Genomic DNA, 25,296 nt, shown 5'->3' with positions numbered 1-25,296 from the left:
TCGTAGTGCGGCGGGGTGCTCCTGAGCCTCGGGTGGAGTGGCTCGAGCGCTTGGCGTCAGGCCGAGGTGGGTGGTTGCGCCGGTGCCGCACCCATCCGGTCGAGCAGGCCCGGGATGACGTCGACCACGGCCAGGAGGTGCTTCGGGTGGTCAGCAGGATGGGCACCGGGCTCTGGAACGGGTTCGGGCCGGCCTCGTCGACCAGCCACTCGGCCACCTCGCGCGTGAAGGAGCGGGCCATGGCGGTGGGGTCGGTGGAGAACGCGGTGAACTCCCGGTTCGCCGGTTCCGGCAGCCTGATCGGCAGCCAGTCCAGTCGTTCGCGGACCGCGGTCGCCGGCGGTTTACCGGCCGGTCCGACGGCCTGGGCCTGGGCGGGGGCGAGCGGTCGCCCCATGAAGCCCTCGTGGAGCCGTCGGCACATCTTCATCGCCGGCAGGGGTGAGGTCGCCACCTCGATCCGGTGCTCGTGGACTCGCCGACACGCGGCGTCGACGCGCGAAACCGTAGTCGCGGGCGAAGGGGCCGCCTCTTGCCCGAACGGGTGGAAGAGACGGAGGCCGCTCGGGAAGCGACTTGCCGGCCCGGAACGGCCGCGGTTCTTCCAGGGCCTCCAGGTCGACCACCAAGCGATCGTGGTGACCGGGTCGATGCCCGCGGACTCGAGGCCCGGGCCCTGGGCCGGCTCGTCCGGCGCGGGCGTCTCCACCAGGTGCGCGCCCGGCACCGGCTCGGGCTCCGGCGGCCTCGGCGCGTCCCGTTCCGTCCCGTCACCGACCTCCCTGCCGGGGCGAGCCCGGTCGTCCTCCCGGGTCCCGCCCGCCCGGTTCCCCGTGCCCGCCGTGCCACGAGCGCCACAGCCGTCCGTAGGGACCGCCCGCGCTGACGAGCTCGTCGTGCGTGCCCAGCTCGACCAGCTCGCCCGCCTCCAGCACCGCGACGCGGTCGGCGTCGTGCGCGGTCTGCAACCGGTGTGCGATCGCGATGACCGTGCGCCCGCGCAGGACCGCCCCCAAGGACCGCTCCGTCTCCCGCGCCGTCGTCGGGTCGAGCAGCGCCGTGGCCTCGTCCAGGATCAGCGTGTGCGGGTCCGCCAGCACGACCCGCGCCAGCGACAGCTGCTGGGCGCGCGCGCCGTCGAGGCTGATGTCCGCGCCGACCTCGGTGTCCAGGCCCTGCGGCAGGTCCCCGACCCAGCGCGCGCCCACCGCCGCCAGCACGGCGCGCAGCTCCTCGTCGGTGGCGCCCGGCTTCACCACTCGCAGGTTGTCGCGCACCGTGTCGTGGAAGACGTGGTGGTCCTGGGTCACCAGCACCACCTGCTCCCGCAGCCGGTCCGGCGGCAGGTCCGCCACCGGCGTCCCGCCCACGGTCACCGACCCCGCGCGCGGCCGGTCGAGGCCCGCCAGCAGGCGGGCCAGCGTGGACTTCCCGGCGCCGGACGTGCCGACGACGGCCAGCCGCTCGCCGGGCCGCACCACCAGGTCCACCCCGCGCAGCACGTCCCGGCCGCCCGCGTAGGCGTAGCGGACGCCGCTCACCTCGATCCGGTCGTTCCCGGGAGCCGCCACCGGGCCGGGCTCGTCGCGCGGCACTTCCGCCAGCCCTTCGACCCGCGCGTAGGACGCCGTCGCGCCCTGCAACTGCTCCACCCACACCACCAGCGTGTCCAGCGGACCCACCAACTGCCGGAGGTAGACCGTGGCCGCGACCACCACGCCGACGCTGACCAGGCCGTTCGCGTGCAGCGCCCCGCCCGCCAGCAGCACTCCGACGACCGGCAGCGCGCACGAGACGTCGAACGACGGGAACAGCACCGTGCGCAGCCACAGCGTCCGCAGGCGGGCGGCCCGCGCGCCGGCGACGGCGGTGTCCGCGGCCTCCGCGCGGCGGCCCTCCAGCGCGAGCGCCTCGATCGTGCGGGCGCCCTTCGCGGTGCTGGTGACGACGTCGGCCAGCCGCGCCCCGGTCGCCGCCTCGGTCAGGTAGGCCGGTCGGGCGCGGCGCAGGTACCAGCGCAGCGCCGCGCCCACGCCGAGCAGGCACACCAGTCCGCACAGGCCGAGCAGCGGGTCCAGCACGAGCACCGCGACGATGAGGAACAACGCCTGGACGAGGGCCACCAGGACCTCGGGCACGGCCCGCCGCAGCGTCGTCGCCACCACCGAGGCGTCCGTGCTGCCGCGGGCGATCAGCTCGCCGGCCGGCACGTGCTCCGCGACGGACGGCGGCAACGCGAGCGTGCGCGCCAGGAACCGCTCGCGGACCCGGCCCGCCGTGCGCTCGCCGAACCGGTAGCCCACCGCGAGCGCCCACCGCGCCAGCAACGTCTGCACGACGGTGAACACCAGCACGCCGAGCGCCAGGCGGTCCACGGTGCCCAGCACGTCGCCGGAGCCCGCCCGGACCGCGTCGACGATCCGGCCGAGCAGCCACGGCCCGACCAGGCCCGCCGCGGAGGCCAGGCCGTTGAGCAGCAGCAGGCCGGCCACGGCCGCCCGGTCCGCGCGCAGGTCGCCCCACGCCGCGGCCCGGACCCGGGCCGGGCCCGCCACGGGCAGCGTCGCGCTCACCTGCCCACCTCCCCGTCCTGCACGCGGGACACCAGGTCCCGGTAGGCGGCGTTGTCGCGCAGCAGCTCCCGGTGCGCGCCGGACGCGGCGGCGCGGCCGTCGGCCAGGAAGACCACCTCGTCGGCCCGGTCGAGCACCAGCGGCGAGGTCGTGGTGACCACGGTGGTGAGCCCGCGCCTGGCCTCGCGCAGCCGGTCGACCACGGTGGCCTCGGTGTGCGCGTCGACCGCCGAGGTCGGCTCCACGGCCAGCAGCACGTCCGGCGCGGCGTAGACGGCGCGCGCCAGGCGCAGCCGCTGCCGCTGCCCGCCCGAGAGGGTGCTGCCGCCGGACGCGACGGGCGCGTCCAGGTCGCCGGGCAGCGCTTCCACGACGTCCTCCGCCACGGCGGTGCGCACGGCCGCGCGCACCCGCTCGTCGTCGGGCTCGTGCCGACCGGCGACGGTGTCGCGCACCGTGCCCGCGAACAGCTCGGCGTCGTTGTCGGCGACGACCAACCGTTCCCGCAACCGGTCGACCGACACCGCGTCGACCCGCACGTCGGACCACGTCGCGTCGGTGCCGGTGAGCCGGCCCAACCTCTCCACCACCGCGATCGCCTCCTCGGGGCGCGCGCTCACCAGCGCGGTGAACAGGCCGGGGCGCACCAGGACGCCGGACGCGGGGTCGGTCAGCGGTCCGCCGCCGGCAGGGAGGTCCACCGCGGCCCGGTCGCCGCCCTCGTGCTCGGGCCGCAGGTTGAGCAGGTCGGTGATGCGGCGGGCGGCCACCAGGGCGCGGGCGATGTCGCCGCCGCCCTCGATGAAGAACGACACCGGCACGACGAGCACGGCGACGTAGCCGTACACCGCCACGAGGTCGCCGATGGTGATCTCGCCGCGCGCGGTCATCCGCGCCGCCAACCACACCACCACGGCCAGGAACAGCGCGGGCAGCCCGCTCGCCAACGCGGTCACCCAGCTCGCCGGGCCGCCGACGCGGTAGCCGCGCTCCACCAGCTCCCGCGACTGCCGCCCGTAGCGCTCGGCCGCGAACTCCTTGCCGCCCAGGCCGTTGAGCACGCGCAGCCCGCCCAGGACGTCCACCAGCCGCGTCGTCAGCCGGCCCTGGTGCACGCGGTAGTCGCCGCCGGTGCGCTCGACGCGCCGCAGCAGCGGCCCGACGCCGGCGGCCAGCAGCGGCACGCCGGCGAGCACCACCAGGGCCAGCGGCGGCGAGATGGTGAACAGCACCACGGCGACCGCCGCGTAGGCCACGACCGCGCCGAAGCCAGGACCCGTCACCGTCATCGACTGCGCGACGGTCTGCACGTCGGCGATGCCGATGGTGACCACCTCGCCCGTGCCGACCCGGCGGGACAGCGAGGAGCCCAACCGGGCCGTGTGCCGCACGACCGTGCGCACCGTGCGGAACGACGCGTCCATGCGGATCTTCGTCATGGTGCGGTGCCGGGAGATCGCCAGCACGGCGTTGAGCACCCCCACCGGGAACAGCACCACCGACCACGTCACGAGGGCCGCGGTGTCGCCCGCGACGAGGCCGTCGTCCACCGCGCGGGACAGCACCCACGGCGGCACGGCCAGGCCGACCATCCAGGAGCTGCCCAGTGCCGCGCCCGCCGCGACGCGCCGCGCCTGCGAGCGGGCGAGCCAGACGAGGAAGCGGAGGGGACTGCTCGTGTCGCGGGGTGCGGGAGGGGCCCAGCCCTCGGCCACCCGGTCCGCGGACGCGTGGTTGTCCGGCATCGGGCCACCGTAATGCTGTCGCGTGTGGATCGGCACCGCCCCCGGCGGGACGCTCGCCGCCACAACGGAGCCGTGGTGGTACCGGACCACCGGAGAACGTCGCACGGCAAGGGGGTCAGTGATCGCGCGCCGGGAGCGGCCGGGACGTGGACCTCGTCGTCCACGGCTTCGACCACGACAGGTTCCGCCGCCACTTCACCACATGCCGACTACTTCGACCGGGGTGCTGAGCAACCGGACCGTGGCCGACGGCCTCACCGCCGTCGGGTGGCGCGACGTCGAGGCGCGCTTCCGCCCGCGTGATGACCGGCCGGGTCAGCCCTTCGTGAAGGCGCGACCACGTCGTGGGATGACCAGGCCGACGAGTGCGGGACGGCGCCCCGGTCGTCGGCGACAACGACGAGTCCCGGTCAAGAGGCGGCATGCGCCTCCGTCGTGCCGAGCCGGCGCCGACCGCTTCCGGGCAGCCCATGTCGCGGTTCCCGTCCCGCGGCCCGCTCGACCGACGTCGTCGGTGTGTATCGTCCCGGCGTGCTCAGGACGCGACTCGACCTCGACCGGATCCACGCGGCCCGCCGGGTGATCGACCCCGTCTTCCTGGACACCCCCCTGTACCCGTGCGAGGCACTGGGACGCCGCCTCGGCTGCGCGGTGAGCGTCAAGGTGGAGACGGTGAACCCCGTCCGCAGCTTCAAGGGGCGGGCGACCGAGTTGGTGACGAGCCTGCTGGGCGAGCAGGGGCGGGCCGCCGTGGTGTGTGCCAGCGCCGGGAACCTCGGTCAGGCGCTCGCCTGGTCGGGGCGACGGCGTGGTCTCGACGTGACGGTCGTGGCATCGCGGCGGGCGTCCGTCGCCAAGCTGGACCGGGTCCGGGCGCTGGGGGCGGAGCTGGAACTGGTGGACGGCGACATCGAAACGGCCCGCGAGCGGGCGGCGGACATCGCGCGGGAGCGCGGCGTCCGGCTGCTGGAGGACAGCCTGGACGTGGAGACCTGCGAGGGCGCCGCGACGATCGGACTGGAGCTGGCGCGCGCACGGCGCGGGTTCGACACCGTCCTGATCGCCTTGGGCGGCGGTGCGATGGCCACCGGGATCGGCTACGCGCTCAAGAGCCTGGCCCCCGGGGTCGAGGTGATCTGCGTGCAGCCCGCGGGCGCGCCGGCGATGACCCGCTCCTGGCACGAGCGCCGCGTCGTGACCACCGAGTCGACCGACACCATCGCCGACGGTGTCGCCGGGCGCCACCCCATCCCCGAGGTCCTGGACGACCTCCTGGCCGTGGCCGACGACGCGGTCCTCGTCCGGGAGTCGTCGATCATCACGGGCATCCGGTTGCTCCTGGAGCACGCCGACCTGGTCGTCGAGCCCTCGGCCGCGCTCGGCGTCGCCGCCGTGCTGGAGGACCGCGACCGCTTCCGCGGCCGCCACGTCGTCACCGTCGTCTGCGGCGGCAACGTCGACCCGCACGCCCACGAGCGTTGGGTCCGCGGATGACCCGTACCGGAACTCGGCCGGACGAGGTCCGTACCTGTGCCGGGTTCGACCGGTGGGGGGCGGCGGGCCAGTCCCGTTCGCAGCGATCGCCGGGTGTCCTCCCGGTGCCGCCGATCGACGCCTGCCCGACGGTGGCGACGGCAGAGGCTTCATCCGGCTTCAGGCCGGGCCGGTCTCCCCGCACCCGGTGCGCCGGGCCGGGCCGGGGTCGCCAACGCGGGTGATCGTCGCGCGGCGGTCGTCCGGGGTGCTGTTCCAGGGGAGGGGCACGTCCGGTCGCGGGACCAGGTTGTCCGTGTCGGGTGGGCGGCCTCCGCCGGCGAGTCGGAGAACCGGAGGGGCCGTAGCGCTCCGAGGTCGTCGTGTCGGTCTGCGGACGCGGAGGACCGGCAGCTGCCGCGCGGGGTCGAGTCCCCGGCGCGATCCGGACTGCGTCCACACGAACCCGTACCCATCGTGAGCTGCTGGTCCGGCGACGGTGGGCATTCCACGCCGCCGCCGTGGTCAGGGTGGTGGGCGAGTGACGGTCGACCGGCGCCTCGCCGAGTGCGGCCTCGACGGCCGGGTGTGCCCACCTGGCCTTGCTACCACCGACGCCGCCGCATGACGCGACGCGCACAGCCTCCGGGAAGCACTGGGCGAGGACGGGAAGCTCCCGTCCTCGCCCAGTCGTGCCCAGGCGTGTTTCACCCGGCGGGCTTCCTGGCGCAGAGGATCAGGTAGCTCATGTTCTCCGGTCCCGGGTCCAATCCCTTCATCGCTTCCCGAAGACCCAGGAAGGCCTCCTCGCCGAACCGCGCGACGAACTCCTCACGCAGGGACTCGGCGTGCTTCGGAAAACGCCTGCCGCTCTGACCGAACACGCGGCGGCCGCAGTGGACCCACTCCTCCAGCACGAAACCCGCTGCCACGAACGCCTCGAGCAAGTCCTCCGCCTTGGCGGGCTCGCGGATGTACATCGACGGCATCGTCACCTCCGGTGACAACCTCGTCGGCTCGGAGATGGCGATCCGACCGCCGGGCCGGAGCACGCGGTAGAACTCCCGCAACGCCCTGTCCAGGTCCACGGCGTGTATGAGCGACTCGATCGCGACCACGGCGTCGAAGTGGTTCTCGGGGTGGGTCAGCGCGTGGTAGTCGCCGACCTCGATCCGCACCCGGTCGGACAGGCCGCTCGCGTCCGCCCGTGCCTGGGCCAGCTGTGCCCCGACGGAGCTGATCGTGACGCCGGTGACCCGGACCCCGTACTCGTCGGCGATCAGCACCGCGGGCGCGCCCGCGCCGCACCCGGCGTCCAGCAGGTGCTCGCCGGGGCGCAGACCGAGTGTGTCGACGATCTTGCGGGTGAGGCGCGCGGAGCCCTCCTCGATGGGCGCCTCGTCCTCGTCGTCGTACCAGTAGCCGTGGTGTTCGTTGCCGGCGAGGAACACGTCGGACGCGGGGGTCAGGGCGTTGTAGTACTCGCCGACGTCGTCCGGCGTCCAGTTCGGATGACTCATGGGTTTCCCTTCTCTGGCGACTCGATCACACCGCTCCGGCGATCGGGGGACAGCCGGCGCACGCCCTCGCGGACCGGCTGCGGTTCCAGGTGACCGCACGACGACGGCGGCGCGGTGACCGTCGTCCCGGTAGGAGCTCATCGGGGTCCACAGCATGCCGCAGCGCTCCAACAGCCTCTCGGCCGCCTCGATCGGCCCGCCGCCGGCATCCGGGTACCAGGCGGCTCGGCGAAGTCCGGCACGACGTGGAGGGCACGGGGGCGCGTACCCGTCGGGCCACTCTGAAGACGGTCTTCGGGGGCACCGCACAGCGCGCGCCACGATGACCACGGCTTCCCGGCACCCCCGCGGTGACCACCACCGTCCCGGCGGGCACCGCGATGCCGTGGTCGACGTCGAGCATCCGCGAGATCAGCGCCGGGGCCGACACCCGGCAACCGGTGGTCCGGGCTCGCCGACCGGGCGGCGCGCCCGACACCGACGACGGCGTGCGCGTTCCCGGCGACCACCGACGAGGTGCGCGGCGCGCCGAGTTCGGAACCGCGGGGGTACCGGCGATGACGGCCGCCGCCGGAGTCACGCCGTTCGCCATCACGTCTCCATCCCGGCGGTTCCCCCTCGCAACGATGCTCCCACCCCACGGCGGCGGTCACCGTCTCATGGCGTGCCATGTCCGGCTGCGCACGACGCATCACCGCGGCCACCCCCGTCCGGGTGGTGCCGATCGGGCCTGTGCGCACGGCGCCGGCGGCGACACCGGCGAACGGGGTGGACGCCCGTGGCCGGAGGTGCCTCCCGGAACATCTTCTCGCGGGTCTGCGCTCGGCTGATCCGGGAAACCGGCGGTAGGGCGATGGGCAAGCGCACCCGGCTGTTCACCGCGGGGTGCGCCGAACGGGTGATGTGGATGTCCGTTGCGGTGCGGGGGAGTTGTCGGAAAGGGGGAGGCGATGTCGGCCCGCCTTCCGGCTGCTGGACGATCTGCGCAACCCTGAGCGGCCTGGCGCGGAGTTCGGATGTCGTGCTGGAGCGCCGGCGGCGTTCCCGGAGTTCGAACCGGTCGAGGACGGGGCCAGTTGGTCGACGGGCGGTTGTGCGACGAGGGCCGTGAGATCCGCGGGCGGCGGCTGGTGGCGGTACTGGCACCATGAGCTGGTTGACGGGCACAGTGTGCCCGGGACCCACCGTGGGTGAATCCCGGGCATTGCACGAGACCTCCGTCCGGGTGCTGTTCTCGCGCTTCTACCTGGTCAGCCACCCGCAGGGCCTCGAAGACGACCCGCGGCCGAAGTGGGGTCCCGAGGAGGGGTCGGCGGTGTCGGCCGGCGATGGCATCGGTCTCAACAGCGTCACCAGCGAGCACACCGCGCACGTGACGCTGGTCGTCTTCGGCTCCGCCACCGACGTGCCGGCCGACGTGCGTTCCGGGGAACCCCGGTACTGGTTCACCAGCACGACCCGGCAGATCGCCCTGACCGATGCCGAAGGGAGCACGGCCCTGGTCGTGCCCGCACCGGCCTCGGGCCGGATCGCCTGCGCCGTCGAGTGCCGGGGCCGGGACGAGACCTCCGCCGCTCGCCACCACGACCACCGTGACGACATCCACGGCCTGGAACGTCGGCGCACCACCGTGTGGCCTGACGCCGCCCCGTCGGCCGGTTCCGTACGGCGTCGACCCGGTCGTGGAACACCTGCGGGTGAACGGGGTCGCGCAACCGGTGGCCGACGAGCACCGCCTCGCACCGCGGGACGGCGATCGACGTGACGGTCGTGCGTACGAGGTCGGCGGTCGCGGAATGGCTGTGCGGCAAGGTGTCCTCCCTGATCGGAGTCTTCTGGGCGCCGTGGGGGCCGGACGTTTTCACCCTGGCGCAACACTCTTGTGGAGTTCACCGGTCGGGAGGAAAGTCGCTCCTGCCTGGGGGAACTTCGATGAAGGGGGAGGACATGAGAGGAATGTCGAAGCTGGCAGCGGCCGTCGCGGGGGTGGCGCTGCCGGCGGTGCTGATCGCGGCTCCGGCCCACGCGGAGACGCCCAAGGGGGACGGTGTGACGGTGCAGCACTACGCCTGCAACAGCTCGGTGGTGCCGCCGAACTCCGACCCGATCTCGGGGATCACGGGTGGCACCTCCGGTGCGCGCATCCGCACCGGCTCGTCCACGTCCTGCACGTCGGTCGGCACGATCGAGCCCTCGCACCGGCTGGACTACTACTGCTACACGAGCGCGAACGACGGCTACACGTGGACCTACCTGCGGAACGTCACCACCGGCAAGCGGGGCTGGGTCCGTGACGACCTGCTGCCGAACTACGGCAGCAGCTACCACTGCCCCAACTGACGCGCTCGGGAACGACCGGACGCCGCGGCTCGACGGCCGCGGCGTCCGACCCGCGCCGAAGCCGGTCAGGACGCGGTGTCGGTGGCGCGTCGGGGTGCGGGTGGTGTCCGCAGACGTTCGACCGTGCTCGACCACGCGTCGAGCGCTGGAGTCGCCTCACCGGCGGATGTGCTCACCGCTGCGGGTTCGACGCCGCTGCTGCCCATCCGCGGCGCAACCGCCCGAGAACGGTGTGGGTGAGTGCCGTGACGGCGCTCGCCGCGAGGGCCGACCCGGCCAACGCGAGCGTCGCTCCGATGGGCCAGAGCCCGGAGTCGTCGCTCGCGGCGGCCAGCCACGGGAACCTGGACTACTACTGGGACTGCAACGTCAACGACTACTTCCACCCGAACCCGCCGGCCGGGTCGTTCCTCGCGATGAACTGGAACCTCGCGAGCTGCTCCAACCGGATGGTGTATCGCCCCAGCTGCGGCGTGGCACCGTCGGCGGCGGAGGTCGGACGGGCCGGCGCGACCTCCCGGGTCGGGGGCTAGCGCGCCCGCGCATCGAACGGGACGAAGCCCTTCCGCCGCGCGGAAGGGCTTCGTCGTGCGTGAGGTGATGGCCCGCCATCACCTCAGGTGCCGGGCGAAGAACCGGTTCCCGTCGTCCCCCTCGAACCGCGGGACGCCGGTGTGCCCGCCCGTGTTGGCGTGCAGCGTCTTCTCCTCGGAACCGAAGGCGTCGAACAGGTCCAGGGCCATCTGCCGGTCGTTTCCCTCGTCGTCCCACTGCAACAGGACCTGGAGCGGGATGGTGACCCGCCGGGCCTCCTCGAACGTGACGCGGGGCACGAAGCTCCCGGCGAACAGGAGGGCGGCCGAGATGCGCGGCTCGACCAGCGCCAGCCGGACGCCGATGGCGATCACCCCTCCCGAGTAGCCGACCGGGCCACCGAGCCCGGGCAGCGGGAGGAGGGCGTGCAGGGTGTCCCGCAATTCCGGGACCGCCTCGTCGACCAGCGGGAGGACGAGCCGGTCGACGATCCCGTCGTCGACCGGCTCACCGGCCTCCAGCACCCGGAGCAGGTCGGCGCGGGCCTCCTCGACAGCGGCGAAACGCGGCCGGTCACCACCCCCGGGGAGCTCGATGGCGGCGGCGGCGAAGCCCTCCGCCGCGGCGTGCCGGGCACGGGCCGCCAAGCGGGGGTGCATCCTGTGCAGCCCGCCGGGGTGACCGAGCAGGATCAGCGGGGCCGGTGCGGCCGCGGCCGCGGGCGTCCACAGGATGCCGGGGATGTCACCGAGCGTGAACCCGCGTTCGAGGACGTCGTCGTCGAGGCGGTGTTCGGAGGTGAATCGCATGGTCGTGCCTTTCGGGAGTGCTCGTGAACGGCGCTCCCGGACGACCTATCGCCCGACCGTGATCCCGGAGGAGAGCACCCATGTCGATACGTTCACGGGTACCACCTCCTCGTTCTCCGGCACGGCCGCCGGAAAGGTAGCAGTGGTCGCCGCGGGCCGCCAACGGGTTTCGCGGAGGCTCGCCGCGAGGGCGGTCGCGGTCGGCAGGACGTGGCGGACCCGCGGGCACGCGCGGGGTTCGTCCACGAACGCGGGGCCGGTCCGCTCCGCGCCCACCTTCGGCGGCGGGCGCGTCCGCCCGGGATCACCAGCCCGCCCGACCGCCCCCCGGGGATGGTGTCACCGGGCCCTGGTGGCGGCCATCGGGGCAGCACCACCGAAGGTGGCTGGGGAGCACCTGGAGCGGCGCGCCCGTACCCCTGCGCACCCGACCGGGTGGGAGCGCGGTGCGGCCTCACGCGTCGTACACGAGCAGGCCGTCGTCGCGCAGGCGCACGCCCGGCGTCGGGGTGTGCGCCGTGAGGCGTCCGTCGTGCATCAGGTGGAGGACGGGCACGCCGCGCGCCAGGACGGCGAAGTCGGCGATCAGGCGTCGGTGGCACCGCCACCACACCGCTTCGCTGCACATCACCGCGGTGCGCTCCTCGCCCACCTGGTCCAGGAGGACGTCCATCGCGGTGATGAACCCCGGGGCGCGGGTGTGTGCGGCGTAGCCGCGGAACGACGCGTTGCGCCAGACCGTGTCGGGCGAGTCCGGCGGCGCCTTGCGGAAGCCGCCCAGGCGCTGCTCCCAGCGGTAGGCGACGCCCTCGTCGGGCAGCCACCCGGCCAACCGCTGTCGTGCCAGGTCCGGGTCGCGACGGCTGCCCGGAGCCGTCCTGACGTCCACGACGGCGGTGACGCCGGCCCCCCGGAGGAGTTCCGCCAGCGCGCCCCGGTCCGCGGTGCTGTGACCGAAGGTGACCAGGCCGGGCGGTGGGATCGGCGGCCGGGCTGCGGGGGCGGTCAGGTCGTGGTCCACGGTGTTGGTCGAAGCAGCTCCGGATCGGCACGGCAGCGCTCGGCCCCACCCGGCTCGGGCTGCTCGGTGAAGGCGTCGACGTGGCGCGAGCACAGGTTGAGGGCGCCCAGGTCGTCGTCGATGACGTGGAGCTGGAACGACAGCGTGCTGCGCACGCCGAGTTCGGCGGCACGGGCGGTGAAGCGGCCACCGGCGCTCCCGGCTCGTGTCGCGCAGCCACACGGTGTGCTTCTCGTACAGCACGTCCACGCACGGCCCCTGCCCGAACGCGACCTGCGCCTGGTCGACCAGGCGGTCGGACACCCCTGGGACGTTCTCTACCCTGTGCCGGGACGCGCCGGTCCCGCGTCGGCCGATCCGCGGTCGCCGCCCGGGCGCGGGAGGAGCGGCATCGTGGACGAGCCGGTCGGCGGCGACCTCGCCGCGTCCGATCCGGGCTGCTGCGGTTCCCGGTCGTGGCGCTGGTGGCCTCGGCCGGGGGCCTGGACGCCCTGACCCGGGTCCTGGACCCGCTGCCCGCGGACCTGCCCGCGGCGGTGATCGTCGCCCGGCACGTGAGTCCCGATCGCGTCAGCCTCCTGGCGGAGATCCTGGTGCGGCGCACCGCGTTGCGCGTGCGCGCGGCCGTCGACGGCGACGAACTCGTGGTGGGCACGGTGCTGGTCGTGCCCGCGGCCCGGCACCTGACCGTCACCTCCCAGGCCCGCATCGGGCTGCTCGACACCGGGGCGCCGCCCCCGTCCCGCCCTTCGGCCGACCTGCTGCCGGCCACCCTCGCCGTCATGTGGGGTCCCCGTGTCCTCGCGGTCGTGCTCACCGGCAAGGGCGCGGACGCCCAGGCGGGCGTCCGCGCCGTCGTCCACTGCGGCGGCACCGGCTTCGCCCAGGACGAGGGCACCTCCGCCTACTTCGGGATGCCCGGCTCCGCGATCGACACCGGCCTGGTGCACGACGTGCTGGCCCTGCCCGACATCGCCGCCGCGCTCCACGCCCACCGCTGACGGCGACGCGGGGCGCCGTCCCGCCGGCGTCGGTCCACCGCCGGCGCGACCTCGCCACCACACGGCCACGGCCCGACGCGGTCGCCGCACGAGCACCGCGGCCGATCGGGCGACGGACGGCGGTATCGCCACGGCGGACTACGCTGTGTACACGTCGGGCGGTCCACGGATCGACGACGGCACCCTCGGTCGGGTGACCGGGGAGTTGTCGCAAAGGGGTCCGTCGTGACGTCGGTGAACGGTGTGGTCTTTCCCGGCGGTCTGCGGGAGGACGGGTTGCCCGCCGGGCTGTCGGACCCGGCGCGGCTGGCGGCGGTGCGGGCCACGGGACTGCTCGACACCGGGCCGGAGGAGGCGTTCGACGACCTGGCCCGGCTCGCGGCGGCGGCCACCGGGTGCACCCGGGCGTTCATCACGCTGGTCGACGACCAGCGCTCGTTCTGGAAGTCCCGCGTCGGTCCCGACGCCCCGGCCGCGAGGCAGGCCCCGGTGCGCCGGAGCTTCTGCTACTTCCTGGTCGGCCTGGAGGGCGAGCCGTTCGTGGTCGACGACGCCGCCACCGACCCCCGCACCCGCGACCACCCCTCCGTGGCGCCGGTGGACGTCGGCGCGTGGGCCGGCTACCCCGTCCTCGGTCCGGGCGGCGAGGTCCTGGGCAGCATGTGCGTGGTCGACGACGCCCCGCGCCGGTGGCGGCCCGAGGAGCTCAAGGCCCTCGCCACCCTCGCCCGCGCGGTGTCCAACGAGCTGAACCTGCGCCACTCGCTGACCACCTCGCGCGCGGCGCTGGCCACCGCCCGCACCGCCCTGAGCACCTCCACCGAGCTGGCCCGCAGCCTCCAGGACAGCCTGCTGCCCCCGACCCTGACCCCGGTGCCCGGGCTGGAGACGGCGGCCTCCTACCTCCCCGCGGAAGGCGACCGGGTCGTCGGGGACTTCTACGACCTGTTCCAGGCCACCGCGCAGTGGTGGTGCACGGTGCTGGGCGACGTGTGCGGGCACGGCACCGAGGCCGCCAAGGTCACCGCCCTGGCCCGCTACACCCTGCGCGCCGAGGCCACCCGCACCCTGTCGCCGGCGACCATCCTCGCCCGCCTGAACACCGCCATGCTCGACCAGCACAGCCCCCGGTTCCTCACCGCCGTCCACGCGACCTTCCGCACCACCCGCGGCGGCGTCGCCGGTCGCCTCTGCCTGGCCGGGCACCCGCCCGCGCTGATCCGCCGCGCCGACGGCCGCGTCATCCCCGTCGGCCGCACCGGCACCCTGCTGGGCATCGTCCGCGACGTCACCCTCACCGACGTCCGCTTCCGCCTCGCCCCCGGCGACGCCCTGCTGCTCTACACCGACGGCGCCACCGAAGCCCGCCCACCCGCGAGCGCCCCCGGCGCCGAACGCCCCCAGCTGACCGAGGAGGGCCTGGCCCTGGTCCTGGCCGACTGCCACGACATGACCGCCCGGCAGGTCGTCACCCACATCGGCCGCGTCATCGCCGAGCACAACCACGACCGCCCCGACGACGACACCGCCCTGCTCGCCCTGCGCGTCCCGCCCCGACCCGAGCGCCACACCCCCTGAGCCGGTCCCGCGGCGCGGGGGCACGGCTCTCAGTCGTCGGCCGCCGGATCGTCGGGCGGGCGTGCCGGCACGTGCTCGTCCCGCCTTCGCGGGCCGGGGGTCGGCGGGCGCCTTCGGCCGAGGGTGTCGTCGATCAGGGCTTGGGCGACGTCGTAGAGCTTGGTGTTGGTGTCCTGGGACAGCCGGACCAGGATGGTGAACGCCTGGTCGGGGGTGCAGAGGCGGGTGCCCACGAGGATGCCCTTGGCCTGTTCGATGACGCCGCGGCGGTGGAGGGCCTGGTGGAGCTGGCGGTTCTCGGTGACCACTGCGTGGTGGTCCCGTCGCAGCCGGGACAGGACCGCGGTCAGCTCGCCCAGCCGCCGCGGGTCCTGCCACCGCCGGAGGTCGGGGGTGTCGGGCTCCAGGGCCGTGCAGAGGTCGGTGATGTCCTCGACGTGGTGGATGATGCCGACCACGCGGCGGTCGTCGAGGATCGGCGTGTTCAGCGGGCTCCACGCCCTCTTGACGAAGCGGGTGCGGTCCTCGGGGTGGGGCACGTCGTAGCGCTGGATGCCCATGTGGTGCGGTTGCGCGCGGCTGAGGACCCGCTGGAGGGACGCGCCCAGGTTGACCTGGCCGTCGGCGTGCGGGTTGCCAGGGTCGTCGGGGAAGGCGTCGAAGAGGTGGACGCCCCGCAGGTCGACCTCGGTGGTGAGGGTGGCCTTCTGGTAGGCGGGGTTGGCGGCGCGGATGCGCAGGTCGGGGTCGAGGATCAGGTACGGCGCCGCCGTGGCGCGGAAGACGGGATCGGCGCCGATGTCGTCGAGCGTGTGACCAGCGGTCATGCCGTCTCCTCCCGACCGCGCCGAACCTGGACGTGCGGTGGGGGACCTCGGCGGATGACGACGCCCAGCCGCGATGCCACTGGTCACGACCAGGAGCGAGGGGACTGCTTTCGGCTCGCTGCGCGCCCTCCACAGTGGCACACGCCGCCATCGTCGTCCACCGGGTGACACCTCCGCGGCGATGCCCGGCCGTGCCGCGGGCGGTCCGGTGGCGTAGGACGTGGACCGCCTGCTCCGCACCGCCGCGGCGTCGGACGTCCTGATCCGACTCGACGTGCGTCCCGGCGACCACGTCGTGCGCGGCACACCGCTCGCGTCCGCCTGGAGCCGCGGGGGAGGTCCCGTCGAGCTCGCGGACGTGGAGGCCGGCGTGCGGGAGGGCGTCGTGCTCGACTACGAGCGCACGATGGAGCAGGACGCGGCGTTCGGGTTCCGGCAGCTCGTCGACATCGCCGTCAAGGCGCTGTCGCCGGGCATCAACGACCCGGTGACCGCCGTCCACGCCGTCGGGCACCTCTCCGAGGTGGCGGTGGAGGTCGGCGGCAGGCGGCTCGGCGGCACCCTCCACGACGACCACCGGGGCGTCGGGCGGCTCGTGGCCCCGGACCGGGACATCACCTACTACCTGGACCTCGTGTGCGGTCAGGTCCGCCGGTGCGGCCGGCACGAGCCCACCGTGCTGAACGCCCTGCTCCGGATGTTGCGCGACGTCACCACCGCCACCCGCGACGACGAGCAGCGCGCCGCCGTCGACGTCCGGGCCGCCCACCACGACCGCAGCGGGGAGACGCGCTCCAGCCGAACACCGGCCTCCCCGGGCGCGGCCGGTCGCCTCGGCGCGCGTCGGGGCTGGGCGTGAACGGCACGGTCAGGGAGGCGACCTCGACGGGGCGTTCGCAGCGCTTGCCGTTGACGGGGGCGTGGCGCATGAACCCCGACGGGGCGATGCGGACCTGGACGTCGTGATCGCCCTTGCCGGGCACGGTGGAGTTGGTGCCGTGGTGGGGGAGGAACGGGTGCCAGAGGAGCGGCAGGCGGGTGTCGGGCACGTTCCGGCCGTCGTGGGTGACGGTGACGTCGAGGCCGGGCACGACCCGGCCGTCGGCATCGTCGGCGATCTCCAGGTGGCCGTCGGCGTCCTCCGGGTCCTCGTGCCGCACCGGCCGGCCGTCCTGCCGGGCGTACGTGCCCTCGGTGTCCTCCTGCACGAGCGCGACGACGTACCCGCCGGCCCGCTCGACGACCGCGCCCGACTCCTCCTGAACGAGGAAGCCTTGTTCTTCACGCAGTCGGGGAAGTGCACGGTTCCCCGGTGCAGTGGCCACTCGAAGCAGCCGCCCTGGTAGGAGGTGTCGGTGAACACCTGCCCGTAGTCGGGGGGGCCCGCAGTCGCGGCAGTTCCCGCTCGCGCCGGCGTCGGGGTGGACACGAGGAGGCCGACCAGGACCACCCGTGGTCACCAGGGTTCTGTCGCGCGTTCTCCTGATCAGGGGTGGGAGCCTCCTCGCCGGTTCGGAAGCGCGGTCGCGAACACCGAGCGCGTCACCGGTCGCGGAGTCCCGCCCGCCTGCGCGCCCTCGCCGATCGGGGATGTCGGCACCGACCGACCGGGCTGTTCCGACACGCTGTACCCGGCCAGGTGGTCCGGGGGAGCGCCGGATGGGGGCTTCCGCGACTGCGCGACGGTGATCAGTCGGGGAACGGCGCCGCGAGCACCACGTCCTCGACGGTCGGCACCGCGAAGCCCGGGATGTGGCGTCGACCCACCTCCGCGAACGGGTGCGTGAAGTACGCCATGGGCTTGCGGCGGCACTGGTCGACCATCGTGTCGACGGTGTCGCGCTTGAACCCCGTTCGCGGGTGGGCGGCGACCACCGCGGCCACGTCGTCGGGGTCCAGCGCCTCCAGTCCGCGCCCACCGACGTCGACTCCGGCGCCGGCGGCCACCGCGGCGATCTCCGGGCGCTTGCGGGCCGCGATGGTGGCGTTGGTGTGCAGCGCGATCGCGTCCCAGACCACGTCGACGCGATCGGCCGCCATGCCGCGCTCCCGCAGGAAGCGGCGGGCGGCGTCGGCGCCGTCCAGTTCGAAGCGCTCCGTCGGGGTGGTGAAGCGCTCGACGAGGCCGAGGTCGTGCAGCACGCTGCCGATGAACAGCAGTTCGCGGTCGTAGCGGGCGCCGGCGCGTTCCAGCAGCAGGACGCCGAAGTGGTAGGACCGCATGACGTGGTTGAACAGGACCTCCGAGGATTCGTCCCGGGCGAACCGCATCGCCTGGCGGGCCAGGGCCGTGTCCGGGAGCCGGAGCCCGGTGGCGGGGCGGCGGGCCGAGGGGGCGGCGGCCGCGGCGGTACCGCCCTGCGTCGCCGCGGCCGTGCCGAGCACGCCCGCCCCGACCGCGAGGCGTGCGCCCGACTCCAGCAGCGCCCGCCGCCCGATGTGCCCGCCGGTGTCCGATCGGATTTCCACGCCGTCCTCGGCGGAAGTGTCGTCCATGCCCCGATGCTATGGACGGTGGCAGCGGCTGGGGGAGCGGCTGGACCGCCACATGGCGACGGATTCGCGCCACGGCGGCGGGAACGCTCAGGGCCGGGACGCGCAGGGTTCGAGGAGCAGGTCGGTGACGTCGCGGCGTGGGGTGGGCGGGACGTGCGTGCCGTAGCCGATGCGGAGGATCGTCTGGGGAGTGAGGTGTCCGCCGAGTGCGCGGCGGAGTCGGTGGCGCAGTGGGGGACCTCGGTGGGCTGGGAGGGGAAGGAGGCACTTCCGGCGACCATCCGGCGCCCCCTCCAGCGTCGACCGACGTGCCGTCGCCGCACAGGGTCGGCGGTCCCGGACACCTGTCACGAGCCCGGTCGAACGGTGCGGACGACCAGGAACCCGCGGTCTTCCGCGGGTGGCGCGGGGACACGGGGTCGCGAGGCGAGGGGGAAGTCGGTGGTGGTGCCGCCCTCGCCGCGGTGGGGGGTGACCCGTTCGGCCGGCGTGTGGGTGATCCCGGTCCCGCGTCCCCGGTGGTGCGGGTGCCCGGTGGTGGCGGCGGTGCCCGGCAGTCGCCCACCGCAGCGCCCCGGTGCCGGGGTCGAGGACCGGGCACGCGCGGGTGCTGCCCGGGGTGACGGACGTCGACCCTCCGGGCGAAGACGTCCAGGCGTCGCAGCGCGGCGGGGATCGGCCTTCGAGCAGGTAGCCGGCCGGTGGACGAGGTGGTGACCGCGCACGGCCACCTGTTCCACGTGCGCGACCGCGCCGCGCGACAGCCACCGCGCCGTCGTCGGCAGGCACGGCGCACCGGTGGAGGCGACGGGCGGCGCGCCGCCCGGGTGGTCGGCCCGGACCTGTCCGGCTACCTCGTGCCGGTGCGTACGGACGCCCCGGCGGTGGAGGCCCACTCCATCGACCGCCCGGCCCCCGCCGGCACCGCCCTGGGACGAGCTGCTCCGGGAAGCCGTCACACCGGGAAGCGGGACGCCCGCCGGGGCTCACGCCGCGACGCGCTCCTCCACGCGGCGGGGCGTCCTGGTCCTGGCCCGGTCCGCCTTGTTCGGCAGCGACAACCGGAAGACCTTGCGCCACGCCGAGAAGACCTGCTTCGGCATCGAACCCGTGACGTACTCCAGGCCGTAGCGGTCGAACAGCTCCCGCACCTTCGGCGCGATCTCGCCGTAGCGGTTGCTCGGCAGGTCCGGGAACAGGTGGTGCTCGATCTGGTGCGACAGGTTGCCGGTCATGATGTGCAGCGCCTTGCTGCCGCTGATGTTGGCCGAGCCGAGCATCTGCCGCAGGTACCACTGACCACGCGTCTCGCCGACGATCGAGCGGCGTTCGAAGGTCTGGACGCCCTCGGGGAAGTGACCGCACATGATCACCGAGTGGCTCCACAGGTTGCGGACCAGGTTCGCGGTGAACGTCGCGGCGAGCGTCGTGAGGAACGACGGGCCGGACAGCAGCGGGTGGATGACGTAGTCCTTCAGGACCTGCTTGCGGATCTTCTTGCCGACCTCGCGGGCCCGCGCCCGGAACTCGGGGTTGTTGCGGCGGCGCTTGTGCAGGTTCTTGCCGAGTTCCAGGTCGTACGCGGCGATGCCGTACTCGAAGAAGCAGGCGTTGATGAAGTTCCACAGCGGCTGGCCCAGGTGGAACGGGTGCCACTTCTGGTCCTCGTCGACGCGCATGATGCCGTAGCCGAGGTCGTTGTCCTTGCCGATCACGTTGGTGTAGGTGTGGTGCAGCTCGTTGTGCGAGTGCTTCCACTGCGCGGCGGGCGAGACGTGGTCCCACTCCCAGGTCGTGGAGTGGATCTTCGGGTCGCGCATCCAGTCCCACTGCCCGTGCAGGATGTTGTGGCCGATCTCCATGTTCTCCAGGATCTTGGCCACGGACAGGCCCGCGGTGCCGATCAGCCAGGCGGGCGGGAAGAGGGAGAACAGCAGCACCCCCCGGCTGCCCATCTCCAGCTTGCGCTGCACCGAGATGACCTTGCGGATGTAGGCCGCGTCGCGTTCGCCGCGGCTGGACACCACCTCGTCGCGCAGCGCGTCCAGCTCGCGGCCGAGCTGCTCGATCTGCTCGTCGGACAGGTGGGCGGTGGGGTCGATCGCGGTCATGCTGCTCGCTTCCTAGCGCTCGATCTCGCAGGCGCCCGCGGCGGCGGACACGCAGGTCTGGATGAGGACTCCGGGCTCGGCCGTGGTGACCTCGCCCGTGCGCAGGTCGCGGACGGCTCCCGCGCGCAGTGGTGTGACGCAGCCGAAGCAGATGCCCATGCGGCAGCCGGACGGCATCAGCACGCCCGCCTGTTCGCCGACGTCGAGCAGCGGCGTGGCCCCGTCGGCCTCGACGGTCCGGTCGGTGGTGGTGAACGTGACCGCGCCGCCCTCGCCCGTCGCCAGCACGGTGGGGCGGAACCGCTCGGTGTGCAGGCGGTCGGCCACGCCGTGCCGCGCCCAGTGCTCCTCGGCGGCGTCGAGCAGGCCCGTCGGACCGCACGCCCAGGTCTCGCGCTCGGCCCAGTCGGGCACGTGCTCGTCGAGGCGGGTGACGTCGAGCACGCCCTCGGTGTCGGTGTGCCGCTCGATCAACCGGATGGTCGTGTCGGCGGCCAGGTCGCGCAGGTCGTCGCGGAAGATGACGTCCGCCTCGGTCGGCGCGGAGTGCAGCACGACCACGTCGGCGAGGTCGGCGTCGCGCAACATGCCCATCGCGGGCGTGATGCCGCTGCCGGCCGTCAGGTAGAGCACCTTCGCGGGCCTGGTCCCGGGCAGCACGAAGTCGCCGGCGGCCTGGTCGAGGTGGATGACCGCGCCCGGTTCGGCCCTGCGGACCAGGTGGTTGCTGACCTTGCCGTCCGGCATGGCCTTCACGGTGATCGTGATGCGGCCGTCGGCCCGGTTCGCGGGCGAGGTGACGGAGTAGGCTCGCCACAGCCGCACGCCGTCGACGTCCACGCCGACCCGGACGTACTGCCCGGCGACGTGGCCCTTCCAGCCGCGGCCGGGCTTGATCACGATGGTGGCCGCGTCGCGGGTCTCGGGGTGGATCGCCTCGATGCGTCCACGCAGGTCGGCGCCCGCGCGCAGCGGGTCGACCAGGTCCAGGTAGTCCGACGGCAGCAGCGGCGTCGTGACCATCTCCAGCAGCCTCAACGCCCTGGTGCGGAGGGCGACGCTTGTCATGTGTCCAGCATGATGTGTCCCGGGGCGTAAAGTCCTGACCGCACGACGTGAACTCCACTCTGGAATTTGTACCGGGAGAACAAGTGAGCCGCGCTGTCGGAGGTGTCGCCGAACCCGGTCTCGACCACGCCACGATCACGGCGCTGCGGGCGTTGCTGCCGGTCACGGCCAACGAGGTGGTCCAGGCGGTGATCGACGAGGTGCCCAGTTACGAGGGCGCGCTGTCGGGCCGGATGGGCGGCACGATCCGCCGCGCCGTGCGCACCGCGCTGGGCCACTTCCTGGACGTGGCGGACGGCGCGGACACCCAGGAGGTCGCCACCGAGGCCGCCTACGAGCTGGGCCGCGGCGAAGTGCGCGACGGACGCTCGATGGACGCCCTGCTCAGCGCCTACCGGGTCGGTGCGCGGGTGGCGTGGCGGGGCCTCGCCGCCGGGGCCGTGTCGTCCGGTCTGCCCGCCGAGGGGCTCGCCACGTTCGCCGAGCTGCTCTTCGCCTACATCGACGAGCTGTCCGCGGCGAGCGCCGCGGGGCACGCCGACGAACTGGCCGTCCGGGGTCGGGCGCGGGAGCGCTACCTGGAGCGGCTCTGCCGTGACCTGATCGCGGGCGCGAACGAGGACGTGCTGCTCACGGGCGCGGAACGAGCGGGCTGGACGCCTCCCGGTTCGCTCACGGCCGTGGTGCTGCCGTCCGCGCAGGCCCACGCGGCGCACCGGGTGCTCGACCCCCGCACGCTGCTGCTGGAGGACTTGCAGGACTCGACGGCCGTGCTCCTGGTGCCGGACGCGGACCGCGGGCACGTGCTGCGCCTGCTGGCGGACCGCTCCGCCGTGGTCGGCCCGACCCGGCCGTGGACGCGGGTGGCGTCGTCGTTCACCCGGGCCACGCGTACCCGTGTGTTGTCCGAGGGCACCGTCGACACCGAGCAGTGCCTGGTCGACCTGGTGCTCGACGCCGACGCGGAGGCGTACGCCGACCTCCGCGCACGGGTGCTGGCGCCGCTGCGCGACCAGCGGCCGGCGACCGCGCGGCGGTTGGAGGAGACGCTGCGGGCGTGGCTGCTGCACCATGGCCGGCGGGACGAGGTGGCGGCGTCGCTGTTCGTGCACCCGCAGACCGTGCGGTACCGGATGGGGCAGGTGCGGGACCTGTTCGGCGACATCACCTCGCCGGAGCGGGTGCTCGAGCTCACGCTGGCGCTGGCCCGGCCCGCGTGACCCGTCCTCCGGCCGCCCCCGACCGGTCCGGTGCCGTCGCCGCGACGACGCCGTGACCCGGCCGTGCGCGTTCGTCACACTTCGTCACGCGGCTGTCGGCCGTTCGGCGTAACCGCTGGTATACCGTTGCCGCCGACCGGCCGAGGACGAGGAGTTCCACCAGTGTCACGGTTGCTGCTCGTCGAGGACGACGCGGTCCTGGCGGAGGCGTTGTCCCGCGCCCTGCGCGCGCTCGGCCACGAGGTCGCCGTCGCGGCCACCGGGGAGCGGGCGCTGGAGGCGCTGGCCGACCGGCCGACGTCGGCGGACGTGGTGCTGCTCGACGTGATGCTGCCCGACGTGGACGGCTTCGAGGTGTGCCGCCGCATCCGCGCGCACGACGCGGTCCCGGTGATCCTGCTGACCGCCCGCGGCGACGCGGTGGACGTCGTGGTCGGCCTGGAGTGCGGCGCCGACGACTACGTGGTGAAACCGGTCGAACCCAGGGTGCTCGACGCACGGGTGAAGGCGATCCTGCGCCGGGCCGCGCCCGCGCGGCCGCCGAGGCGGCACGTGCGCGCCGTCGGCGACCTGGAGGTCGACACCGCCGCCATGGTGGTGACCAGGGGCGGGGTCGAGCTGGGCCTGACGTCCACGGAGATCCGCCTGCTGATCGAGTTCGTCGAGCACGCGGGCCAGGTGCTGAGCAGGCAGACCCTGCTCAAGCGGGTGTGGGACTACGGGTTCGCCGGCGACTCGCGCCTGGTCGACGCCGCCGTGGCCCGCCTGCGGGCGAAGATCGAGCCCGAACCGGCCAACCCGGTGCTGCTGCGCACCGTGCGGGGGTTCGGGTACCGCCTGGTCGAGCCGTGAGGTGGCGGCCCGGTCCGACGATCGGCCTGCGGGCGGCGATCGTGCTGACCGTCGCGGTCATCACCCTCCTCACCACCGCGGCCGTGGCGCTGACGGCCTACCACCTCCAGGCCGGTGCGACCCGGGAGCGCTTCACCGCCTCCGCGCAGGCCGCGTTCGACTCCGACGCCCAGCAGGCCCACCAGTTCCTCGTCCGCGGCGCCGGCTTCACGTCCGTCGTGGACGGTGTCGCCGAGTACATGCGGGCCCGCCTCGGCCTCACCTGGGCGGTGGTCAACTTCACGCCGTCGTCCGGTGCGCTCTCCACCGCGCGGGACGGGGCGTACCTGCCGGTCGCCGGCACGGCCGGCGAGTTCCCCGGACAGCTGCCCGTGCGGGAGGTGGACCGGGCGAGGGAGCGGCTGTCGTCGGTGCGCTACACCGCCGACACCCCGGAGGGTCCGCAGCTGGTCATCGTCGGCCAGGTCGAGCCCGGCGTGCTGCTCGCCGAGTTCTACGGCACGCGCGGCATCGACGACGAGCTGGCGGTGCTGCGCGACCGGCTCGCCGCGGTGGCGGTGGTGGTGGTCCTGGTCGGCGGTGCGCTGGGCGTGCTGGCCGCGCGGGGCGTCCAGCGCCGGGTGCGGACCGCCGCCGACGCCGCCCGCCGGTTCGGCGACGGGGCGCTGGACACCAGGCTTCCGGTGCGGGGGCGGGACGAGCTGGCCGACCTCGCCGGGTCGTTCAACGCGATGGCGCAGCGGCTGGGGGAGTCCATCGAGCGGTTGCGCCGCCAGGACCGGCAGCAGCGGCGGTTCGTCGCCGACGTGGCGCACGACCTGCGCACCCCGCTGGCGTCGGCGGTCGCCGCCGCCGACGGCCTGCACAGCCCGGACGCCGAGGACCGCGCGAGGTCGGCGGAACTGGTCGGCACCCAGGTGCGGCGGCTGAGCGCGCTGGTCGAGGACCTGCTGGAGATGTCCCGGTTCGACGCGGGGGTCGCGGAACTCCGGCCCGAGCCGGTCGACCTCGAAGCGCTGGCCGCGGACGCCGTCGAGTGGAGCGCGCCGGGCGCGGACGTCACCGTGCGCCGGACCGGGGACGCCACCGCGTTCGGCGATCCCCGACGCCTGCACACGATCGTGCGCAACCTCGTCGCCAACGCGGTCCGGCACGGCGAGCCGCCGGTCGTGGTGACCGTGGACGGCACCGAGCCCGACCGGGTGCGCGTCGCCGTCGCCGACTCGGGTCCCGGCCTGCCCGCCGGGCTGGCGCCGGTCGTCTTCGACCGCTTCGTGCGCGGCGACCGGGCCCGCACCCGCACCCCGGGCAGCGGCCTCGGGCTGGCCATCGCGCTGGAGAACGCCCGGCTGCACGGCGGCCGGCTGGACGTCGACCACGACGGGGGCGCGGTGTTCACCCTCACCGTGCCGAGGGGCGAGCCCGCCCGCGACGGCTGAGACTGTCGCACGACGGGGACACGACGCGCACGGGGCGAAGACATCCCGCGGGCAGTGTCGGAGGCGTTCGGACTCCGAGACCACCTGCGAGGAAACATGTTCCGGCGATCGGCGCACGTGCGCGCGGCGGGTTTGCTGACGGCGGCGGCGGGTGTGGTGGCGTTGTCCGCGTGCGCCTCCCCGGCCGCGCCCGGGAACGGCGGTGGCGCCGGCCCGGAGGTGGACGGCAGCATCCCGGCGAACACCAGCATCGCGCTCGACGACTCCGACCACCCCGCGCTCTCCCGGCTGGACGCCGCCCTGGTGGCGGCCGTGCGCGCGGCGGCGGTGGACGCCCGCGCGGCCGGCATCGAGCTGAGGGTGACCTCGGGCTGGCGCGGCGAGGGCTACCAGCGGCGCCTGTTCGACGAGGCCGTGGCCGTGCACGGGAGCGTCGAGGAGGCGCGCCGGTGGGTCACCACGCCGGAGAAGTCGGCGCACGTGCGGGGTGAGGCCATCGACATCGGGCCGACCGACGCCGCCGACTGGCTCGTCCGCAACGGGGCGGACTACGGCCTGTGCCAGGCGTACGCCAACGAGATGTGGCACTTCGAGCTGCTGACCGCGCCGGGCGGCGAGTGCCCGGCCCCGCGGGTCGACGCCACCGGTTGACCCGGAGCGCCCGGCCCGCGGTACCCGCCGTCCGCCGC

General features: G+C 74.3%; 22 protein-coding genes. 12 read left to right on the top strand and 10 right to left on the bottom strand.

Annotation, left to right across the window (positions count from 1 at the left end; all coding sequences use genetic code 11):
- Positions 1-770 precede the first annotated feature (770 nt).
- Positions 771-2,573 carry an ABC transporter ATP-binding protein gene (locus CKY47_RS15085; protein ID WP_306746413.1) on the bottom strand — a complete coding sequence of 601 codons (1,803 nt, stop codon included), beginning with the start codon at positions 2,571-2,573 and terminating at the stop codon, positions 771-773.
- Positions 2,570-4,318, bottom strand: a complete 1,749-nt coding sequence (locus CKY47_RS15080) for an ABC transporter ATP-binding protein (protein ID WP_306746412.1) — start codon at positions 4,316-4,318, stop codon at positions 2,570-2,572. Before CKY47_RS15080 ends, CKY47_RS15085 begins: the two co-directional genes overlap by 4 nt.
- A gap of 531 nt (positions 4,319-4,849) precedes the next feature.
- Here CKY47_RS15080 and CKY47_RS15075 point away from each other — a divergent pair.
- Positions 4,850-5,812, top strand: coding sequence for a threonine ammonia-lyase (locus CKY47_RS15075; RefSeq protein ID WP_306746411.1), 963 nt, complete (start codon positions 4,850-4,852; stop codon positions 5,810-5,812).
- A gap of 686 nt (positions 5,813-6,498) precedes the next feature.
- Here CKY47_RS15075 and CKY47_RS15070 read toward each other — a convergent pair.
- Positions 6,499-7,311, bottom strand: a complete 813-nt coding sequence (locus CKY47_RS15070) for an SAM-dependent methyltransferase (protein WP_306746410.1) — start codon at positions 7,309-7,311, stop codon at positions 6,499-6,501.
- 1,186 nt (positions 7,312-8,497) lie between these two features.
- Here CKY47_RS15070 and CKY47_RS15065 point away from each other — a divergent pair.
- The 3 genes from CKY47_RS15065 (at position 8,498) to CKY47_RS15055 (ending at position 10,184) form a co-directional block, all read left to right on the top strand.
- Positions 8,498-9,076 (top strand): hypothetical protein, encoded by a 579-nt coding sequence (locus CKY47_RS15065; RefSeq protein WP_306746409.1) that lies wholly within the window; start codon positions 8,498-8,500, stop codon positions 9,074-9,076.
- Between the two features lie 191 nt (positions 9,077-9,267).
- Entirely contained in the window at positions 9,268-9,651 is a 384-nt protein-coding gene (locus tag CKY47_RS15060; protein WP_306746408.1) for an SH3 domain-containing protein, read from the top strand.
- Positions 9,652-9,887: 236 nt separating this feature from the next.
- Positions 9,888-10,184, top strand: coding sequence for a hypothetical protein (locus CKY47_RS15055; RefSeq protein WP_306746407.1), 297 nt, complete (start codon positions 9,888-9,890; stop codon positions 10,182-10,184).
- A 78-nt stretch (positions 10,185-10,262) separates the two neighbouring features.
- Here the strand turns inward: CKY47_RS15055 and CKY47_RS15050 are convergent, their stop codons facing one another.
- The 3 genes from CKY47_RS15050 to CKY47_RS15040 all read right to left on the bottom strand — a co-directional run bounded on the left by CKY47_RS15050 (position 10,263) and on the right by CKY47_RS15040 (position 12,170).
- Positions 10,263-10,994 carry an alpha/beta hydrolase gene (locus CKY47_RS15050; RefSeq protein ID WP_306746406.1) on the bottom strand — a complete coding sequence of 244 codons (732 nt, stop codon included), beginning with the start codon at positions 10,992-10,994 and terminating at the stop codon, positions 10,263-10,265.
- 454 nt (positions 10,995-11,448) lie between these two features.
- Positions 11,449-12,015 (bottom strand): DUF488 domain-containing protein, encoded by a 567-nt coding sequence (locus tag CKY47_RS15045; RefSeq protein ID WP_306746405.1) that lies wholly within the window; start codon positions 12,013-12,015, stop codon positions 11,449-11,451.
- A complete protein-coding gene (locus CKY47_RS15040; RefSeq protein ID WP_306746404.1) occupies positions 12,000-12,170 on the bottom strand; it encodes a hypothetical protein in 171 nt (56 codons plus the stop codon). The genes CKY47_RS15045 and CKY47_RS15040 overlap by 16 nt, the downstream gene beginning before the upstream one ends.
- Before the next feature lie 300 nt (positions 12,171-12,470).
- Here CKY47_RS15040 and CKY47_RS15035 point away from each other — a divergent pair, with 300 nt between their 5' ends.
- Together CKY47_RS15035 and CKY47_RS15030 are read left to right on the top strand one after the other, a co-directional pair.
- Positions 12,471-13,016, top strand: a complete 546-nt coding sequence (locus tag CKY47_RS15035; protein WP_306746403.1) for a chemotaxis protein CheB — start codon at positions 12,471-12,473, stop codon at positions 13,014-13,016.
- Positions 13,017-13,241: 225 nt separating this feature from the next.
- Positions 13,242-14,594, top strand: coding sequence for a PP2C family protein-serine/threonine phosphatase (locus CKY47_RS15030; RefSeq protein ID WP_306746402.1), 1,353 nt, complete (start codon positions 13,242-13,244; stop codon positions 14,592-14,594).
- Positions 14,595-14,623: 29 nt separating this feature from the next.
- Here the strand turns inward: CKY47_RS15030 and CKY47_RS15025 are convergent, their stop codons facing one another.
- Entirely contained in the window at positions 14,624-15,421 is a 798-nt protein-coding gene (locus CKY47_RS15025; RefSeq protein WP_306746401.1) for an ANTAR domain-containing protein, read from the bottom strand.
- Between the two features lie 220 nt (positions 15,422-15,641).
- Between CKY47_RS15025 and CKY47_RS15020 the strand changes: the two genes are divergently transcribed.
- On the top strand, positions 15,642-16,280 hold the full coding sequence (locus CKY47_RS15020; protein WP_306746400.1) for a DUF2254 family protein: 639 nt from the start codon (positions 15,642-15,644) through the stop codon (positions 16,278-16,280).
- A gap of 157 nt (positions 16,281-16,437) precedes the next feature.
- On the top strand, positions 16,438-16,767 hold the full coding sequence (locus CKY47_RS15015; RefSeq protein ID WP_306746399.1) for a hypothetical protein: 330 nt from the start codon (positions 16,438-16,440) through the stop codon (positions 16,765-16,767).
- Positions 16,768-17,110: 343 nt separating this feature from the next.
- Here the strand turns inward: CKY47_RS15015 and CKY47_RS15010 are convergent, their stop codons facing one another.
- From CKY47_RS15010 to CKY47_RS15000, 3 genes are all read right to left on the bottom strand, one after another.
- The gene (locus CKY47_RS15010; RefSeq protein WP_306746398.1) at positions 17,111-17,917 is read right to left on the bottom strand and encodes an HD domain-containing protein; all 807 of its coding nucleotides are present in this window, start codon (positions 17,915-17,917) and stop codon (positions 17,111-17,113) included.
- Between the two features lie 986 nt (positions 17,918-18,903).
- Entirely contained in the window at positions 18,904-20,028 is a 1,125-nt protein-coding gene (locus CKY47_RS15005; RefSeq protein ID WP_306746397.1) for a fatty acid desaturase family protein, read from the bottom strand.
- Positions 20,029-20,040: 12 nt separating this feature from the next.
- The gene (locus CKY47_RS15000) at positions 20,041-21,096 is read right to left on the bottom strand and encodes a ferredoxin reductase (protein ID WP_306746396.1); all 1,056 of its coding nucleotides are present in this window, start codon (positions 21,094-21,096) and stop codon (positions 20,041-20,043) included.
- Positions 21,097-21,179: 83 nt separating this feature from the next.
- On the opposite strand from CKY47_RS15000, the gene CKY47_RS14995 reads away from it, so the two are divergent.
- The 4 genes from CKY47_RS14995 to CKY47_RS14980 all read left to right on the top strand — a co-directional run bounded on the left by CKY47_RS14995 (position 21,180) and on the right by CKY47_RS14980 (position 25,258).
- The gene (locus CKY47_RS14995; protein WP_306746395.1) at positions 21,180-22,316 is read left to right on the top strand and encodes a PucR family transcriptional regulator; all 1,137 of its coding nucleotides are present in this window, start codon (positions 21,180-21,182) and stop codon (positions 22,314-22,316) included.
- A 162-nt stretch (positions 22,317-22,478) separates the two neighbouring features.
- Complete coding sequence (locus CKY47_RS14990; protein WP_306746394.1) at positions 22,479-23,168, top strand: response regulator; 690 nt, start codon at positions 22,479-22,481, stop codon at positions 23,166-23,168.
- On the top strand, positions 23,165-24,607 hold the full coding sequence (locus CKY47_RS14985; RefSeq protein WP_306746393.1) for a sensor histidine kinase: 1,443 nt from the start codon (positions 23,165-23,167) through the stop codon (positions 24,605-24,607). The genes CKY47_RS14990 and CKY47_RS14985 overlap by 4 nt, the downstream gene beginning before the upstream one ends.
- Positions 24,608-24,703: 96 nt before the next feature.
- On the top strand, positions 24,704-25,258 hold the full coding sequence (locus tag CKY47_RS14980) for a M15 family metallopeptidase (RefSeq protein WP_306746392.1): 555 nt from the start codon (positions 24,704-24,706) through the stop codon (positions 25,256-25,258).
- Positions 25,259-25,296 lie beyond the last annotated feature (38 nt).

Origin of the sequence: Saccharothrix longispora (genome assembly GCF_030852425.1) — a bacterium.
GTDB lineage: Bacteria > Actinomycetota > Actinomycetes > Mycobacteriales > Pseudonocardiaceae > Actinosynnema > Actinosynnema longispora.
Note: the sequence above shows the minus strand (reverse complement) of the source record. Positions and strands in the feature narration are given on the sequence as shown.